Here is a 17140-nt window from a genome sequence, read left to right on the forward strand (position 1 = left end):
CGGGGGCGGGGAGATCGACATGCCGAAGATGACAAGGCGCGGAATGCTGCGCCAGAGCGGCCTCGCCGCAGGGGCCATTACACTCTTGTCCATGACACCACAGACAGCTTCCGCCGCGAGCAACGATTCCAGCGTCTTCCATATCTTTGCCTTTATCTGGAACGAGGGAGTCTCGGCCGCGCAGAAGGAACGGGCGCGGAAAGAGATTCTTTCCTTCCAGGGAGTGATCCCGGGATTGATGCAGACGCATGTGGGACCGAATATTTCGCCTCGCGGGAAGGGCTATACCTTCGGCGGCGTGATGCAGTTCAAGGATCAAGCGGCGCTCGACGCGTATGTGCAACATCCAAAGCACCAGGCCCTGCTTGTGTGGCTCAAACCACTGATCGACGCGGTCGAACTCGATCTGAATAGCTGATCGATCCTGCGAGTTTCGACATTGGGTGAGATTTGCGTTTGTGGCGCGATCCTGGCGCCAAGTGCTTCCGGGGAAAACTCCTCAGGCGCGGGGCTATTCCAGCCGCCTGGCACGTGGAGACGCCTTCCCCCAAGCCGCAAATCGCCTGTTCGTGGCTAAGACTTGGCCCTGAAGATTTGTCTTATGGACGGTCGCGATTCGGTCTTCGCAGCGTCTCGGCCGAACATCCAGTGACGCGTGTAGTCTGTTGCGATCAAGCGCCCGTCTTACACGGGACTAGGAGTTTCGCAATGAAATGGCAACCCGCTGTCATCCTTGGCTTTGCTTTCGTGGCCGTTCTTGTACCAATTTCGGGGCAGACCGTACCCGCTGAAGCGTCGAATGAGACAAGAGTCGATCGGCTTTTGTCGCAGATGACCCTGGAAGAGAAGATGAACCTGATTCGCGGGGATGTTGAGCCGGCCGCCACCAATCAGGGCCAGGCTGGCTACCTGCCGGGTGTGCCGCGTCTCGGTGTGCCGTCGCTACGCTTCGCTGATGGCCCTCCGGGGGTCTTGACGCGCGTGGCGGGACAGGCGCAGTCCGCCACCATGGCCGTGGCCGCCACCTGGAGCTTGAACGATGCCGAGCAGAACGGTGCCGCGATCGGCAAGCAGGCGCGTTCGCTGGGCATCGACGTGGTGCTGCAGCCGTTCATCAATATCGACCGCGATATCACCTTCGCGCGGAGCTACAACACGCTGGGCGAAGATCCTTTCCTGACCGGCGCGATGGGCGCGGCCGAGATCCGTGGCGAGCAGGCACAGGGCGTCATGTCGCAGGCCAAGCATTATGTCGCCTACGACTCGGATTCCTACAACGTCTTTGTGGATTCGCAGACGCTCCACGAGGTCTACGTTGCCCCGTTTGAAGCGGCCATCCATGCCGGTGTCGCGTCCATCATGTGTTCGTACAACAAGATCAACGGACCGTTTGCCTGTGGCAACGGGGACACGCTGAAGACGATCCTGCGGGATGAGATCGGCTTCAAAGGCTTCGTTACGTCGGACTGGGGCGGCGTTCACAACGTGCATTTTCTCAACCAGGGCCTGACCATGGAGATGCCGGGGGAACTGGCGTCCGACAGTCCTTTCGCCGCCATGATGCGCACCTACTTCCGGACCAGCCCTGAAGACAGCGCAGCGCCTTCCAAACCCAACACGGGGGCCCTGGCCGGTATGCTGGGCGGCACGATCCCGGAGGAGACGAAGGGCGGCAGCATGGATCTCGACGCCTTTCCCATGGATTCTGATTCGGCGACGATGAGGACGGCGCTGCAGGATGGCTCCATTAACGAAGCAGCCATCACGGCGGCGGCGCGGCACGTGCTTTACGAGATTGATCGCTTCGGCTTCCTCGATGGCAAGCAGAAGCACGATGTGACGCTGCAGGACTTCAAGGCGAACGGAGAGATCATCGAGAAAACCGCCGAAGATGCAGCCGTGCTGCTGAAGAATGAAGGTGGCGTACTGCCGCTCAAGGCCAGGGGTAGCATCGCGCTGATTGGACCAACGGCGGGCCAGGTCGCCGCGATCGGCACCTTCGGCGAGCGTTCGCCGGGAGTCCCGGAACTGCAGACCGGACCACTGGCCGCGCTGAAGCAACTCGCGCCCGGAGCGAAGGTGACGTACGCGGTTGCCGATGACATGACGGGAGCGACTATCGGAGCCTCTCTCCTGAGTCACGACGGCAAGCCCGGCCTTCTCCGGACAAGCGCGGACGGAGCGAGCCGTGTCGACGCGGTTCTCGACTTCACGAAGGGCAACAGAAAAGCGCTTCCGGCGAACAGCGTGGTGACGTGGAAGGGTGAGGTTCAGATCCCGGCGGCGGGGGCGTACTGGTTCTATCTTCAGCTTCTGGGTACACGCGGAATACTGAGCATCGACGGCAAGGAAGTCGGCCGCAGCGGCGCGGTGAAGGGAACGGTTCACGGCGATGTGCAGCACGCTACGCAGGATAACGGTCTGCCGACAACGGATGGGCTGGACAATATCCGCCGGGCCGTCGAGCTCACGGCGGGCAAACACGCGATTGAAGTGGTGACGTCGATCGATACCTCGAACGCACCGGTGCAGGTTCGCCTCAACTGGATGACTCCCGAGGCCCGCGCAAGGGCTCACCAAGAGGCGATCGCCGCGGCGAAGTCATCTGACACGGCCGTGGTCTTCGCGTGGACGCGGGACAAACCTCACTTCGAACTGCCGGGCGACCAGGACAAGCTCATCGAGGAGATCGCGGCAGTCAACCCGAATACGGTGGTGGTTTTGAACACGAGTCAGCCGGTGGCGATGCCGTGGATCGACAAGGTGAAGGGCGTTGTCGAGATGTGGTGGCCCGGAGACGAGGGTGGGCCGGCCGAGGCAAAGACACTGCTTGGCCTCAATAATCCCGGCGGCAAACTGCCGATGACCTGGGCGAAATCGCTTGAGGATTATCCGGCGACGTCGCCGGCGCACCCGGAGCGGTCGGCGAAGGGCGTCGACGGGAAGACGACTTTCTCGGAAGGGCTTCTTGTCGGCTATCGATGGTTCGACGATCAGAAGATCGAGCCTCGTTATCCCTTTGGCTATGGGCTTTCCTATACGACCTTCGAGCTCTCCGGGCTTGCGACCAAAACGGCAAGCGATGGTGGCTTCGATGTCACGTTCAAGGTAAAGAACACGGGCGCAATGCGCGGAGATGAGGTTCCGCAGGTGTATCTCGCCGCACCCGCGTCCCGCCCGCAGGGAGTACAGTTCGCTCCGAAAACATTGGTTGCGTTTGAACGTGTCTCGCTTAGGGCGGGGGAGGAGAAGACCGTGTCACTGCATGTTCCGCTGCGCGCGATGCAGTACTGGTCCGAGAGCAAGAAGCAGTGGGTCAAGGCTGACGGGCCGAGGGAGCTGTTTGTCGGAGATTCCTCGAGAGCGCTTCCGCTCAGCGGGACCGTTGCCTTACCGGGCGGGCTCTAGGAGTGTTTCGGAGAACAAAGGTCAAGCGGCGCTGATACGATCCTCGGGAACATCTCTTTAGGAGCAACATGAACGTGACGCCGAATCGCCGCAGCTTCCTCATTGCGGGCGGACTGACCGCCCTTGCTTCCACGCGAGCTTTTGGTGCGAACGAGAAGATTCGCATTGGCGTCATCGGCGCGGGAGGGCGGATGCACGCGCTGCTGTCTTCCGCCGAAGCTTCGGGGGTTCCGTTCGAGATCGTCTCGGTAAGCGATGTCTACGCGCCCAACCGCGAACAGGTGAAGACGCGGCCAAGCGCCACGGCAGCGACGACGCACATGGACTTTCGCGAGGTTCTGGACGACAAGAGCATCGACGCCGTCCTCATCGCGACTCCCGACCACTGGCACGTGCGGATCGCCTGCGCTGCGTTAGCCGCTGGTAAAGACGTGTACCTCGAAAAGCCGGTGACGCACACGCTTGAAGAAGGCGCGGCCCTTCTGAAAGGCGTGCGTTCGAGCAAGCAGATTTTGCAATGCGGCATGCAGCAACGAAGCTGGAGCCACTTCCGCAATGCCGTAGCGCTCATACAGGGCGGTGCGCTTGGGCGGGTCACGCAGGTGCGGACCTACTGGTGGCAGAACTACGACACGAACTGGGTGCCGAAGCCGATCGACGAATCGCAGCTTGACTGGAAGCAGTGGCTCGGCGGGGCGCCGGATCAGCCGTTCAACCTGGAAACATACAGCCGCTGGCGGTGGTTCTGGAACTTCGGCGGAGGCGCGATGACCGACCTTTTCGCGCACTGGATCGACGTGGCGCAATGGGCCATGAAGGCGGATGAGCCGTCGATGGCCTTCATGCTCGGCGACAACTACGTGATGAAACAGTGGCAATGTCCGGATACGATCCAGGCGGCGTTTCGCTATCCAGGGTTCGACGTAGTGTACGAAGGAATGATGAGTTCGTCGATTGATGATGGCGGGCTGGAGTTCCGCGGGACCCAGGCGACGCTGAAGATTACGCGCTCGGGGATGACCGTGTGGCACGAGGGCGTGAAATCAGCCCAGAATCCGGTGATGAAGGAAGACAGCTTCGAGGACGGGACAACGACGCACATGCGGAACTTCTTCGAGTGCGTAAAGACGCGCAAGGAGCCGAACGCCCCGGTTGAGGCTGGCGTTGCAGCCGCGAGGGCGGGGCACATCGGGAATCTGGCCTATCACAAGGGCGGTCACACGGCCTGGCCGGCGAATGCTTAGGCTCGTTAGCGGTTCGCTTCGAGAACCTGGATGCCGTCGGGGCTTCCGATGACGACGCGGTTCGCCATGCCAAGGAAGAGTCCGTGCTCGACGACGCCGACGGTGTGCTTGAGCGCCTCGGCGTTCCCCTCCGTGGTCCGTTCGGAAGGCAGGGCACAGTGGAAGATGTAGTGCTGGCCATCGGTGATGTAGGGCGTTCCATCCTCTTTCATGCGCATCTCAGGAGCGAATCCAAGGTCTGAGAGGCGTTTGTAGGTGGTTTCCCACCCGAAGGGGACGATTTCGACGGGAAGCTGGAAGACCGAGCCGAGCGTCTTGACGAGCTTGCTTGGGTCAACAGCGATGAGGAGCTTGTCGCTTGCCATGGCGACGATCTTTTCGCGGAGGAGCGCGCCGCCGTGCCCCTTGATGAGATGGAGCGTTCCTTCCTGGACCTCGTCCGCTCCGTCGATCGTGACGTCGAGGCGGGGCGTGTCGCCGAAGTTGGACATGGGAATCTTGAGCGATTCGGCTTGCTCCTGCGAGCGGAGGGAGGTGGCGATCGCGGTGATCTTCATGCCTTCGGCTACGCGCCTGCCGACTTCGGCGATGACGAGCGCGGATGTCGAGCCGGATCCCAGACCGACTTTCATGCCGTCTTCAATCTGTGATGCGGCCCACTGTGCCGCTGCGCGCTTCGCTGCCTCTGCCGGATCGTTCTGCTTCGGAAGACTCATGCCCTAGTTGATATCACGTGCACGGGACAGAGCACCAGACGATAGCGCGTTTGTCCGCGTTGAGGCAGACTTGAACCATGGTGCGAGTTGGTGTGGACGGAAGGATTCAAGAGGAGTTTCTTGTCGATTTTCCCAAGGATGTAGAGATTGTGCGTATTCCCGAGGGGATTTCGGAGCCGATCGAGATCGATTTCTGGATTCCTCCGTTTGCGCGGAAGAACTCCCAGGACACCTTCCGCATGCTGCGCGGAGTCAAGGTGGTGCAGTCCATTCTGGCTGGAGTGGACTGGATCCTGCCGTGGCTGCCCAAGGACATTACTCTGTGCGACGGGCAGGGAGTTCACGATGTGATGGTGTCGGAGTGGGTTCTCGCGGCGATTTTGACTTCGTTGAAGCGCTTTTACGTCTATCGCGATCAGCAGCACCGCAAGGAATGGCGCGGAGCTGGAGAGCCTGGAGACACGGTGCTGCACGTCGGGGAACAGTACCAGGTGCTCGGGGACGACCTGGCTGGAAAGACAGTGCTGATTGTCGGCTATGGATCGATCGGTAAAGCTATCGAGGCGCGTCTCAAGCCCTTTGAAGTCAATGTTTTACGCATTGCGAGAACAGCGCGGACGGAGCCTGAGGTTTCCACGGTTGGCGATCTGCATCGGCTGCTCCCGGACGCGGATATCGTGGTGGTGATCGTGCCCATGACGCCGAAGACCAAAGGAATGATAGGGATACAGGAGATTGCCTTGATGAAGCGGGGGGCTCTGCTGGTGAATGCCGCGCGGGGGCCGGTGGTGGTGACGGAGGTTTTGGTGGAGGCGCTGGAGGAGAGCCGGATCTTCGCGGCGCTCGATGTGACCGATCCGGAACCTCCGCCTCAGGGGCATCCCCTTTGGAATGCGCCACATTGCATCATCACCCCGCATGTGGCGAGCTCGACGCCTGCGCTTCTGCATCGAGCTTATCGGCTTGCGGCGGATCAGGTTCGGCGGTTTGCGGGGGGTGAACCGCTCCAAAATGTGGTGGCAGAAGACGGTTATTAGCGGTTAACTTGTGGCCGTTGTATGGCTAACAGTGTCGAGTCTGCCCCGGAGAGGCGGAACGCTCTCCGGGGGCGGTGATCTGCTACGAGCGATGAGGCGGCTTTTGAGGACTAAGCGTCTTCGTCGTCCTCATCCTCTTCTTCGTCTTCGTCGTCATCTTCCTCGTCTTCGTCCTCTTCTTCCTCTTCTTCGTCGTCTTCGAGGTCGTCGTCTTCGTCCTCATCGTCGAGGTCGTCCTCGTCGTCGTCTTCGAGGTCGTCGTCATCGTCTTCATCCGCCTCTAACTCGTCGTCATCCTCGATTTCGTCTTCTTCGTCGAGGGCGGACTTGCGTCCGGCGACCTCGAGGTTTTCGCTGCCTGCGTGTTCCGTCGGGTTGGCCGGTGCGCCTGCAGGTTCAAATGCCGCGGTCGCGTCCGGGCCGATGGTGCTGAACTTGTCGATGGGGTCCTGATTTGGCTGGATGGCCATGTTGCTTCTCCTTGAAGTTTAGGTGGTTCGAAGAGTGGAGTTGCGCGTTGTTCAGGGTTGGATGCAGCACGTTGCAAAGGGTGGCAGAGAAATCGGAGCGGATTGTTAAAGTTTTGGGCGATCGGGAAAGAGTCCGTGGCCGTTGATGGATCAGGGAAGACTACCCTGCCTGTTGTTACGTGTTGAATACGAAGTCGTTCCCTGGTGGCTACCAGTCCGAGGAAATGCGGCATCTATCTAGACGCAGGGTTGACGGCTTCGGGTTCGTTCTGTCCGGTCCTGCATCACGACTCCAAGCGAATAGCATGCCGGTCCGGAATTTGACGCAAGGGGCCGGTCAAGGTAATCCAGCCCGAACGCGCGAATCGTTCCGAGGATGCAACGGAATAGTTCAAGGAGCGACCGACGTGCCGACCCCGGAGATGCTCAAAGACGTATCCCGTCCTGTGCCAGCGAGCCCGCCCGCGACACAGATTGCAAGTCAACAGCCGCGCTCGTCCATGAGCGACCCCAAAGACCACAGCCTCGTGAAGAAGCCCGAAGTGCTGCGGCAGCGAATCTGGGACCACGTCTCCGCCTCGCCACTGCACTCGCTGTGGGATCTGCAGGGCGTTGCCCCGATGGTGATCGTGAAGCGCACGTTCAACTCGTTCAACGAGGACAACCTGCTGAGCCGGGCGGCTGAACTTGGATACTATTTTCTGTTTGCCCTGTTCCCCACGCTGGTGAGCGCGTCATCGATCCTTGGACTCGCGGCACGGTCGGCCTCGGAGATCTACTACAAGCTCCTGAACTACTTGTCGATCGTTGTTCCGCATGCCGCGCTTGGGATTGTTCTCGACACCTTCAACCAGACCACCGCGCATGCAAGCGGGGGCAAGATCACATTCGGGCTGGCGGCGGCGGTGTGGTCGGCATCGGTCGGGTTTACGGCGATTCAGGACACGCTGAATACCGTGTACAAGGTGAGGGAGACGAGGCCTTACTGGAAGGTCCGCGGAGCGGCGATGCTGGTCACCATCCTGCTCTCGCTGATTGTGACGGCGACGCTGGCGACGCTGTTCGGAGCCGATTTTTCGGCTCGATACATGGAAGCGCATATGTCGAGGCCAAGCTTCGGACTTGCGATTGGCTGGCTCACCCGAGGGCTTTCGTGGATTGTAGCAGCGGGGCTCCTGATCCTTTTGTTTGCCGTGATCTATTACTTCGCGCCGGACGTGAAGAATAAGAGGTGGCACTGGCTGACACCGGGTGGCGCGCTTGGCATTGGCGGATGGCTGATTGCGTCGATCGTGCTGCGAATTTACCTGCACTATTTCGATAACTACTCGGTCACGTATGGGTCGCTGGGTGCGGTGATCATTTTGCTGACGTGGTTCTACATCACGGGCTTGATGCTTCTGCTGGGGGCGGAGATCAACAGCGAGATCGCGGCATCGGTGGCGGAGAAGAAGCTGACGGGGACGACGCCTTCGCCGGAAGGACCAATTGCGCCCGCGGGGGTGAATCCGGCTATCGTTGCTTAGGGTAGCTGGAGGATGACATGGATGAGTTAGAACGGGCGCTGGTGGCGGACAGCGCCGCTGCGTCGCCGAGTCACATTCTTGAAGGGCTCAGCCAGGATCTTGCGGATCGGGTCGTGCCGGGTGCAACGCATACGATCTATGCCGAGGTATGGCACGTGACGTTCTGGCAGCAGATCACGCTGGACTGGGTGCATGCAAAGGAGACTCCGGTTCCTGAGCATGCGGCAGGTGGCTTTCCAGGCGAGAAGGAGCGGGCGGCGGAGAGCTGGCATGAGCTCTGTGGGCGGTTCTTTGCCGGGCTTGAAGAGGCCGCTGCGGCGGCGCGGGATACGTGCAGGTTGGACGAGTCGATTCGCTGTCCTTCGCCTGCGGGGAAGCCGGTGCGGGTGATGTCGGTGCGCGATCAAGTTATCAGCCTTGCGGCGCACAATGCGTACCACTTCGGAAGAGTCGTGCTGCTGCGGCAGATGCTTGGGGTGTGGCCTCCGGCTTCAGGCGGGTATACGTGGTGATGGGTGGCTCAAGTGAGCCGATATTGGGGCTATGGCCGCATTCGCTACTTGGTCATGGGTTTCAGGATGTCGTCCAGACGGTCTGGTGTGCCCGTGACGCGGACGAGTTGGGGGAAGCGTTCGCCATCGTGGTAGGCAATGGATAGCACGCGGTAGGTTCCAGTGTTCTCGATGATGAGTTCGATGGCAGGTTTGCCTTCGCCCTTCGAACCGCGGATGGCCGCGCGTAAGAGTGCGGGTGTGTAGGCGCGGCTGTTGACGGCGAGGATCTTCATGCCCGGGCCGATGGAGGAGTGGTCCGCGATTCCGCCGACCTCGACGTCCTGGACTTCGCCCTTGGTGTTGAGCTCCATGCCGAGGGAGTACCAGAAGGACGGACCGGTGTGGGATTCGGCGATCGTCGACCAGGCGCTTGGGGTGTCGGTGTAGGTGAGCTTGTAGCCGCCGCTGGTGAGGCCCCCGAGCGGAGCACCGGGCTGGTTCGAATCGAGGCGGGTGTGGAGGAAGGTGGACCAGTCGTTGGGGACGACGGCGTTGAGACCGGCTACGACGTCGTCGAAGGTGTAGGGAACGACGCGGGGCGGGGTGTTGCCGTTGAGACCGTGAAAGGCGGCGACGAAGTCGTTGATGGACTTCTTGCCGCCGGTCTTCTCGCGAATGGTGGTGTCGACGTCGAGCCAGAGGAGTTCGCCTTCGTCGTAGAAGTCGGTGCCGCGACGCCAGTTATCGTAGGCGCCCCCGGTGGTGTAGAGGACCTGGGCCATGGTAGCGGTGTCCTGCAGGTCGCGCCAGGTGCGGCCAGGGCGGTTATCGAAGTAGGCCGCGGTGATGGCGAGGCGGTCGCGGTACTGCGCGGGTGTCCAGATGCCGCAGCGGGCGGCGAGCACGTCGCCGAGGTACTCGGTGAGGCCCTCGTAGACCCAGAGGAGGTCGCCGATCATGGGCTGCTGGTAGTTGGGCGTGGCAAGGCCGGCGGGGCGGCGGTACTTGCCGTTCCAGCTATGGGTGAACTCGTGCGGCAGCAGGAGGCCGTCGAGGACGAACTCCTGATCGTCGGTGAAGGTATTTTCGCGGACACGGTCGTCGGAGGACTCGTGGTGTTCCAGACCGAAGTGCGAGACCTGGTCGGAGAGCGTGACGAGGAAGTGATAGGAGCCGTAGTGGCGGCTCTTGTAGAGGGCTCCAGTCTCGCGGACGAGGCGGCTGAACTGGGCGATGTGCTCGTCGGAGAGGGCGATGTCCTCGGGACCGTCACCTGCCATGTCAAGGAAGTGTTTGGGCGTGATCTCGGGGGCGAGGGGGACTTCGCGGAAGTAGCGTCCGGCGAGGACAGGGGAGTCGACGAGGGTTTCGAGGGAGACGGTCTTGAAAGCGGTGGTGAGGGAAGTGCCGGTCGAGGTTGGTTCGAGGGCGGTGCCGAACTTCCATCCGGTGGGGATGGTGATGGATGGCGTGATCATGACGTCGCCGGCGTTTGTGTTCGCGGGGTAGACGACGAGCTCGTTCCAACTCAAGAGGGCCAGGCTGGCGCTGGTGGAGGCTCCGGCGGAAAAGCCCGCCGCAGCGGTGGCGAGGAAGTCCATGCGGATGTCGAGCGTGGTGACACCTGCTGGCACGGTGAGGTGGAAGGCGAACATTTCGATCTTGTCCCGCTCCCACTTGATGCGCTGGCCGTTGCCGGTGATGACGAAGCCGGCCATGTTGTCGATGGGGCCGGAGGGCATGTGCTCGCCGGGAATCCACTTGGGATAGACGAGGGTAAGGTCGCCGGGCTGGACGGGGATGGTCTCGGTGGCGTGGATGATCTTGCGGGGGGCATCGTTGAGGTCGACGGCGAGGGTGATGGGGGTCTGGCTCGTCGTCTGGCTAAAGGCTGTGGCGGCGGCCAGGGTGGCCAATGCCGCGAAGATCCGTGCTGCTTGTACGCGCATGTATTCCGTGTCTCGATTCGTGGGAGGCGTGCCTGTGCCCTTAGTTTATCGGGTTAACGAACGGTGAACAGGCTACAATCTCGGCACACTCCATGAGTATTTACGCGGTAATCCTCGGCCTGATCGTCATCGTGCTTCTCACCGTTTCGCTTACCCGCATCAGCAAGGTGAAGACGAAGGCGGACTACCTCGTGGCGGGGAGGTCGCTGCCGGCGTTCGTGCTCGTGTTTACCTTGTTGTCGAGCTGGATCGGGTCGGGGTCGCTGCTTGGCGGGGCGGAGAACGCGTATCGGCATGGGTTTGCGGCATTGTGGCAGGGAGGCGGTGGATGGGCCGGGCTTGTCCTCATCTACTTCATCGCGCCGCGTGCGCGGAAGTTCGCACAGTACACGATTCCCGATCTGCTGGAGGCGCGGTACAACCAGACGGCGCGTGTGCTTGGGGTGATCGCGGTGCTGTTTACCTATACGGCGATTACGAGTTATCAGCTCATCGGCGGCGGGGACATTCTGCATCTCGTCTTTCCGGATACGGTTTCGGCGGTGCTTGGCCGGTGGATCATTGCCGGGTTCGTGATTCTGTTTACGGCGATCGCGGGGATGTCGTCGGTCGCGTACATGGATGTGGCGATCGGGCTCCTGACGACGGTGACGATGATCTGCGCGCTTCCGGTGCTGATCCACCAGGCGGGGGGATGGGCGCAGGTCCATGCTGCTCTGCCGGCGACGCACTTCCAGGTGCTTGGGGACTTCTCGCTGATCCAGGCGCTGGAGCTGTTTCTGCCGACTTGCCTGTTGATGCTTGGCAACCAGAGCATGTATCAGAAGTTTTTCTCGGCGAAGAGCGAGAAGGACGCGACGCGGGCGGTGGTGGGATGGGTGATCGGGACGGTGATCCTGGAGACGATCATCGTGGCGATCGCGCTGGTGGGGTCAGTCTTGTTTCCGACGGGCGATGTGCATGACCACCCGCGGGAGATCCTGGCGTACACGGGCATGCATGGGCTGAACCCGGCGGCGATGCCGGGCGGGATGGGGTCGACCGTAGCGGGAAATCTGCACGCAACCTTGCAGCCGTACGCGCTTGGCGGGTCGATGTTGACGCTGCTTGGGGCGTTGCTGGTGGGGGCGATCTTCGCGAAGATCATCTCGACGGCGAATAACTATTTATTTTCTCCCTCGACGAACCTGGTCAACGACATCTTCGTGCGATATATGAAGCCTGAGGCTTCGAATAAACAGATTCTGCTGGTGAGCCGGTTGATGGTGGTGCTGCTTGGGCTTTGGGCGCTGTACCAGGCGCTGCATACGGATTCGGTGCTGAAGAAGACGCTGTATGCATACACGATCTACTCGGCGGCGCTGACGCCGGTGATCCTGGCGGCGTTCTATTGGAAACGGGCGACGGCATCGGCGGCGGTGGCGAGCATCGGGACGGGAACGTTCGTGACGGTGTTCTGGGATTCGGCGTTTATCCATGATCATCTGCCTCAGATCGTCAGCGAACGGGACGCTATCTTTCCAGCGCTGATCGCTTCGCTGCTCTGCCTGCTCATTGTGTCGCTCGCCACGAAACCTCCCAGCGCGGAACAGTTGAAGCCATTTCTCGAAGCGTAGCCGCAATCCGATCGGCGGCTGGCGCATCCAATAGCGGGAGAGTCCTGGATGCGTTCGGTAAATCGAGTGAGTTCGCGACCGTTTCGAGTGAGGAAGCTGCAGCAGCTCTGGCGGCTTGTGCAGGAGAGCCATGAATGCCCGCTGACAGGTGAGCCTCGCAAGCCGGAACTCGTGGGGCCGGGCGAGCTTGGGGTGACGTTCATCGGGCATTCGTCGTTTCTTCTGCAGATCGGCGGAAAGAATGTGCTGATCGATCCGGTGTTTGCCAAGCGGCTTGTGGTCTTGCGGCGGCAGCGTCGGCCCGGGGTGCAGATCGCGGATCTCCCGGCAATCGACGTGGTCTTTCTGACCCACGCGCATATGGATCATTTGAATATTCCCTCGCTGCGTGCGGTGGCGCGGGCTACGCGTCGTCTTCACGGGACGGCTCCGGTGGTCGTGGTTCCGAACGGCGTTGAAGATCTGGTGCGAACCCTGGGCTTTTCGCGTGTCGAGACGATGAGCTGGTGGGAGGAGCGTGTCGTCGAGGGGCTGCATGTGACGATGACGCCGTGCCAGCACTGGGGCGCTCGCATGTTCAAGGACACGCATCGCGAGTTTGGCGGGTATTGCATACGGCCCGACGGCGGCGGTATGAGTGTGTACCACTCGGGCGATACGGCTTACTTTGGCGGCTTCCGCGAGATCGGGGCGAGGCTGCGTCCGGACGTGGCGCTTATGCCCGTCGGAGCATATTTTCCCGATAGCTACCGCAGCGTGCATACGAGCCCGGAAGAGGCGGTGCGAGGCTTCCTCGAGACAGGTGCGGAGTGGATGGTTCCGATGCACTACGGAACGTTCCGGCTGGGGCGTGAGCCGATGGAGGAGCCGATCGAACGGCTCGCGGCGGAGTCGGCTCGGCTTGGCCTCGAAGGTCGCGTGCGGGTTGTTGCCGAGGGTGAAACCATGCGAATTTCTGGCAAAAACGATGGTACGGCTGAAACGAATTATGCTTCCCGCGATGCGGTGGGTGCATCCAAACGAGCATGAGCAACGCAACCATCAATTCGGTGAGCAAGACATTCAAAATCGGCGGCGATCTGGAAGTGAATCGCCTTGGATTCGGAGCAATGCGCATCACGGGCGAGGGTGTCTGGGGTCCGCCAAAGGATGTGGAAGGCGCGAAGGCCGTGCTGCGCAAGGCAGTCGAGCTTGGTGTGAACTTCATCGATACCGCCGACGCCTACGGCCCGCAGGTGAGCGAGCAGTTGATTGGCGAGGCGCTTTCGCCTTACAAGAGGGGCGTCATCGTCGCGACCAAAGGCGGCCTGACGCGGCAGGGGCCGAACAAGTGGCTCCCGGTCGGGCGTCCCGAGTACCTTCGGCAGGAGGTTGAACTCAGCCTTCGTGCGCTGAAGGTGGACACGATCGATCTGTGGCAGTTGCACCGCATCGACCCCAAGGTTCCGGTCGAGGAGTCGCTGAAGGAGATTGCCAAGCTGCAGAAGGAGGGCAAGATCCGCCACGTCGGTCTATCCGAAGTGAAACCTCACGAGATCGATCAGGCGCGTAAGGTGATCGAGATCGTCAGCGTGCAGAACCAGTACAACATCGGCGACCGCAAGCACGAGGACGTGGTCGACTACTGCACAAAGCATAACCTGGCGTTCATCCCGTGGTTCCCCGTAGCGGCCGGTAAGCTGGCGCAGCCGGGCGGCAAGCTCGATGAGGCCGCGAAGAAGCATAACGCGACTGTCGGACAGCTTTCGCTGGCGTGGCTGCTGCAGCGCTCGCCTGTGATGCTTCCAATCCCGGGAACATCGAGCATCGCGCACCTCGAGGAGAACGTCGCCGCCGCCGATGTGACGTTGTCGGCCGAGGAGTGGAAAGACATAGAGAGCGCTGCGTAAGCATTACGGCAGCAGAAAAAAGGCTGAGGCGCGGTTATTCCGCCCTCAGCCTTTTTCTTTTGCTGGGTTAGTTGTCGTCAGCCGCATCGCCTTCTTCAACGATGGCGGCGCTGCCGACGATATCGAACGTGGATGCTTCCCCTCCAGTCGGCTGAAGCGTCACGCGCATCGGCTGCCTCTGCCACGCGGCAGGCTGACAGACTGGGATGAAGTGGTCGGGCTGCGGCCATCGTCCGATCTGCTTTTGAATGACGGCATGCCGTGCGCCAAGCTGCGCCACGACAGCATAGAGGCCACCTTTTGCCGTTTGTCCGGTACCGCAATAAGCGGCGTAGTCGCGGAACCAGACGGCGTCCGAGGCGACGGGGTCGAAGTCCGGCAGGTGGATGGCGGCGATGTGTCCGGTGACGCGATCGACGAGGAGCCACGGACCGGGCTGCCAGGTCCAACGATCCTCCGCCTCGGTTGGCAGGCGGTCGTTGATGCGGAGGGCGCGCCGCACGGTGAAGCTTCGGTCGGTGACGTCGTGGGGTTCTCCCATGGTCCACTCGCGCTGGCGCGTGTCGACGAAGAGGGCACGAACCTTGAGAGTCGTCGATTCCTCGTTCCGGTTATTGCGATCGGTCTCGGCGGGAGTGTATGGGACCTTGCGGACGGGACCAAGGGTAACGGCGTGAGTTTTCGGCGGCTTGGCGGGCTTGGGTTCTTCGGCGCTGGTGTGCGTGAAGCCCGCGAACGAAAGGGCGATCAGCAGAGGCACTGGAGCGGAGCGGAGGGTCTGCATGGGGGCAGGGTAGGCGCAAGGTGTCGGGAACGCAAGACGAAACGTCCGCATGTGGGAGGGCGCGAAGAGTCGAAGGTGTTTAGGACAACGATTGCCTGGAAGGAATCCGGGAGGAATCAGACTAATTACGGGACGGGTTTTGCACTGTTGCCCGGGTCGCCCAAGGGGTTGGCAAAGTAGTATCGTGTTCTCAGAGTGCACTCCCGCAGCGGCGGCGCCGCGCGCGGTCCAGACGGACACATTTGCAGCAAGGAAGGAAACAACGACACCATGTGGAAACCGAACCAGCCCGGAAGCCCGAATCCCCAAACCCCAGAGCCGATCCGTCCTTCGACCCCGGCATCCACCTTCGAGGCTCCGTCGCGGCCTGCGGCGCCAAGTGTCTCCACCCCGTCGGCTGCCGCTCCGTCCGGCGAGCAGGCGACGATCGGCAAGTCGCTCATCGTAAAAGGCGAGCTGTCCGGTTCGGAGTCGCTGTACATCGACGGCAAGGTCGAGGGTGCGATCAATCTTCCCGGGAACCGCGTGACCGTTGGCCGCAACGGCCAGGTGGCGGCGAACATCCTGGCCCGCGAAGTCGTTGTGCTGGGTAAGGTTCGCGGCAACATTCAGGCAAGCGACCGCGTGGACATCCGCAGCGAAGGCTCGCTGACGGGCGACGTCACGGCGGCGCGTATCTCGATCGAAGACGGCGCATTCTTCAAGGGAGGCATCGACATCCGCAAGCCGGGCGCGGCGGAGACATCCAAGACTTCCGTTTCGCAGCCTGAGCCGGTCGCTGTCGACGCTTAGTTTTTTGCTTGATTCAGAGACGAAGAGCCTCGGCGACGCCGGGGCTTTTCTGCGTTTGGGGGTCCTAGAACACGAGGACGCTGCGGGCAAGGGTGAAGCAGAGGGTAAGAGCGAGGGCCGGATAGAGGATCGTCGTCGGCAGCTTCGGCCAGATGTCGGGCTCTCCCGCGAGCAGGCGGCGGTAGGTCTGCGCTGCGTACAAGAAGATTACCGGAAGCGCCAGGACGAACAAGGCATTCGCACGAAAAGCCTCGCGCAGTTGGCCATGGAGCAAGTCAGCGAGTGCCCGGGTCGCACCGCACCCCGGGCACTGAATGTGGAGAAGCTGGTAGATAGGGCAGGGCGGATAGAAGCGGCTCTGCGGGTGAACGGCAAGCACAGCCAGAGCCACCACGGACGTGGCGATAGCAAGGTTCGCCGCGTAAATCGCCTTCATCAGGCGGCGCTCAGTAGCCCGCCCGATAGCTCATGGCGCGCTTGATGTCGTTGATGCGGTTGATATGGTACTGGAAGTAGACCCCGCCGAAGAAGAAGGTCATCACGCCAGAGAGCCGGAGCCCGACGGGGTCTGTCGTGTTGAAGTGGCGCTCGAGAGTATTGCGCATGGCGAAGCGTGCGATGAGGCGGACGATCCAGCAGACGAAGGTGATGCTGGCGTAAGGGCCACCGAAGCCCTGGGTGAAGTCGGGATGCGTGTGGTAGCCGCCACCCAGCGCCATGTTGAACTTCGCTCCAGCAAAGACCTGGAGGATCATCAGGACGGTCCCGGCGATGTAGAGAATCAGCACCTTGCTTTCGGGCACGACGCGGTTGACCCACGCCGCCATGATGAGGTTCCAGATGTACATGAAGACGGTGCAGGTGAGGAAGCCGAACAGCAGGACGAGGCCCCAACTCAGGTTTGGCGGAGCATCCCAGGCTCCTGGGATGGGTGCCGTGTACTGCGGAGGTGGGTAGCTGCCGCCGATCGGCTCGTAGGGCGGAGCACCGGGCGAGGGCGTGCTCGCGACGCCGAGGATCTGCGAGACTGGCACCCAGTCCGCCATCTCCTCGCTCTTTGCCATGTCGGTAAGCTGCACGTTGCCGGACTCGACGTAGCGGGCGAGATCTTCGAGGGCATAGGGACCGTAGATCTGGCCGTTGCGGGAAACCTGGTAGAGCATGGGCGACTCCTTCGTCGAGCAAGTAGAGCAGGGATGCAGCTTGAAGGAGATC

Annotated in this window: 16 protein-coding genes; 10 read left to right on the plus strand and 6 right to left on the minus strand. The window is 61.6% G+C overall.

Annotated features, from left to right (window positions below; all coding sequences use genetic code 11):
• Nucleotides 1–19: 19 nt before the first annotated feature.
• The 3 genes from GRAN_RS17090 to GRAN_RS17100 all read left to right on the plus strand — a co-directional run bounded on the left by GRAN_RS17090 (nucleotide 20) and on the right by GRAN_RS17100 (nucleotide 4652).
• Nucleotides 20–418, plus strand: coding sequence for a Dabb family protein (locus GRAN_RS17090; RefSeq protein ID WP_241654874.1), 399 nt, complete (start codon nucleotides 20–22; stop codon nucleotides 416–418).
• Nucleotides 419–708: 290 nt separating this feature from the next.
• Entirely contained in the window at nucleotides 709–3408 is a 2700-nt protein-coding gene (locus tag GRAN_RS17095; RefSeq protein WP_128914281.1) for a beta-glucosidase family protein, read from the plus strand.
• Between the two features lie 68 nt (nucleotides 3409–3476).
• Nucleotides 3477–4652 (plus strand): Gfo/Idh/MocA family protein, encoded by a 1176-nt coding sequence (locus tag GRAN_RS17100; protein WP_128914282.1) that lies wholly within the window; start codon nucleotides 3477–3479, stop codon nucleotides 4650–4652.
• Between the two features lie 5 nt (nucleotides 4653–4657).
• Here GRAN_RS17100 and rpiA read toward each other — a convergent pair whose 3' ends face one another.
• Nucleotides 4658–5368, minus strand: a complete 711-nt coding sequence (rpiA, locus tag GRAN_RS17105; RefSeq protein ID WP_128914283.1) for a ribose-5-phosphate isomerase RpiA — start codon at nucleotides 5366–5368, stop codon at nucleotides 4658–4660.
• A 77-nt stretch (nucleotides 5369–5445) separates the two neighbouring features.
• Between rpiA and GRAN_RS17110 the strand changes: the two genes are divergently transcribed.
• Nucleotides 5446–6405, plus strand: coding sequence for a 2-hydroxyacid dehydrogenase (locus GRAN_RS17110; RefSeq protein ID WP_128914284.1), 960 nt, complete (start codon nucleotides 5446–5448; stop codon nucleotides 6403–6405).
• Between the two features lie 110 nt (nucleotides 6406–6515).
• Here the strand turns inward: GRAN_RS17110 and GRAN_RS25795 are convergent, their stop codons facing one another.
• Complete coding sequence (locus GRAN_RS25795) at nucleotides 6516–6875, minus strand: hypothetical protein (protein WP_192898036.1); 360 nt, start codon at nucleotides 6873–6875, stop codon at nucleotides 6516–6518.
• 407 nt (nucleotides 6876–7282) lie between these two features.
• Between GRAN_RS25795 and GRAN_RS17120 the strand changes: the two genes are divergently transcribed.
• Both GRAN_RS17120 and GRAN_RS17125 read left to right on the plus strand, forming a co-directional pair.
• The gene (locus tag GRAN_RS17120; RefSeq protein ID WP_241654876.1) at nucleotides 7283–8401 is read left to right on the plus strand and encodes a YihY/virulence factor BrkB family protein; all 1119 of its coding nucleotides are present in this window, start codon (nucleotides 7283–7285) and stop codon (nucleotides 8399–8401) included.
• Between the two features lie 17 nt (nucleotides 8402–8418).
• On the plus strand, nucleotides 8419–8913 hold the full coding sequence (locus GRAN_RS17125; protein WP_128914286.1) for a DinB family protein: 495 nt from the start codon (nucleotides 8419–8421) through the stop codon (nucleotides 8911–8913).
• 44 nt (nucleotides 8914–8957) lie between these two features.
• On the opposite strand, the gene GRAN_RS17130 is transcribed toward GRAN_RS17125, so the two are convergent.
• Nucleotides 8958–10844, minus strand: a complete 1887-nt coding sequence (locus GRAN_RS17130) for a M61 family metallopeptidase (protein ID WP_128914287.1) — start codon at nucleotides 10842–10844, stop codon at nucleotides 8958–8960.
• A 92-nt stretch (nucleotides 10845–10936) separates the two neighbouring features.
• On the opposite strand from GRAN_RS17130, the gene GRAN_RS17135 reads away from it, so the two are divergent.
• Genes GRAN_RS17135 through GRAN_RS17145 form a run of 3 tightly spaced genes read left to right on the plus strand, consistent with a single transcriptional unit; the run spans nucleotide 10937 to nucleotide 14349 of the window.
• A complete protein-coding gene (locus tag GRAN_RS17135; protein WP_128914288.1) occupies nucleotides 10937–12460 on the plus strand; it encodes a sodium:solute symporter family protein in 1524 nt (507 codons plus the stop codon).
• 48 nt (nucleotides 12461–12508) lie between these two features.
• Complete coding sequence (locus tag GRAN_RS17140) at nucleotides 12509–13489, plus strand: MBL fold metallo-hydrolase (RefSeq protein ID WP_192898037.1); 981 nt, start codon at nucleotides 12509–12511, stop codon at nucleotides 13487–13489.
• A complete protein-coding gene (locus GRAN_RS17145; RefSeq protein ID WP_128914289.1) occupies nucleotides 13486–14349 on the plus strand; it encodes an aldo/keto reductase in 864 nt (287 codons plus the stop codon). Before GRAN_RS17140 ends, GRAN_RS17145 begins: the two co-directional genes overlap by 4 nt.
• Nucleotides 14350–14416: 67 nt before the next feature.
• Here the strand turns inward: GRAN_RS17145 and GRAN_RS17150 are convergent, their stop codons facing one another.
• Nucleotides 14417–15184 (minus strand): hypothetical protein, encoded by a 768-nt coding sequence (locus tag GRAN_RS17150; protein ID WP_241654877.1) that lies wholly within the window; start codon nucleotides 15182–15184, stop codon nucleotides 14417–14419.
• Between the two features lie 219 nt (nucleotides 15185–15403).
• Between GRAN_RS17150 and GRAN_RS17155 the strand changes: the two genes are divergently transcribed.
• The gene (locus tag GRAN_RS17155) at nucleotides 15404–15925 is read left to right on the plus strand and encodes a bactofilin family protein (RefSeq protein WP_128914290.1); all 522 of its coding nucleotides are present in this window, start codon (nucleotides 15404–15406) and stop codon (nucleotides 15923–15925) included.
• A gap of 64 nt (nucleotides 15926–15989) precedes the next feature.
• Here the strand turns inward: GRAN_RS17155 and GRAN_RS17160 are convergent, their stop codons facing one another.
• Both GRAN_RS17160 and GRAN_RS17165 read right to left on the minus strand, forming a co-directional pair.
• Entirely contained in the window at nucleotides 15990–16361 is a 372-nt protein-coding gene (locus GRAN_RS17160; protein WP_128914291.1) for a DUF2752 domain-containing protein, read from the minus strand.
• A 10-nt stretch (nucleotides 16362–16371) separates the two neighbouring features.
• On the minus strand, nucleotides 16372–17088 hold the full coding sequence (locus tag GRAN_RS17165) for a DUF4339 domain-containing protein (protein WP_128914292.1): 717 nt from the start codon (nucleotides 17086–17088) through the stop codon (nucleotides 16372–16374).
• Between the last annotated feature and the right edge of the window lie 52 nt (nucleotides 17089–17140).

It is taken from the genome of Granulicella sibirica (assembly GCF_004115155.1).
GTDB classification, from domain to species: Bacteria; Acidobacteriota; Terriglobia; order Terriglobales; family Acidobacteriaceae; genus Edaphobacter; species Edaphobacter sibiricus.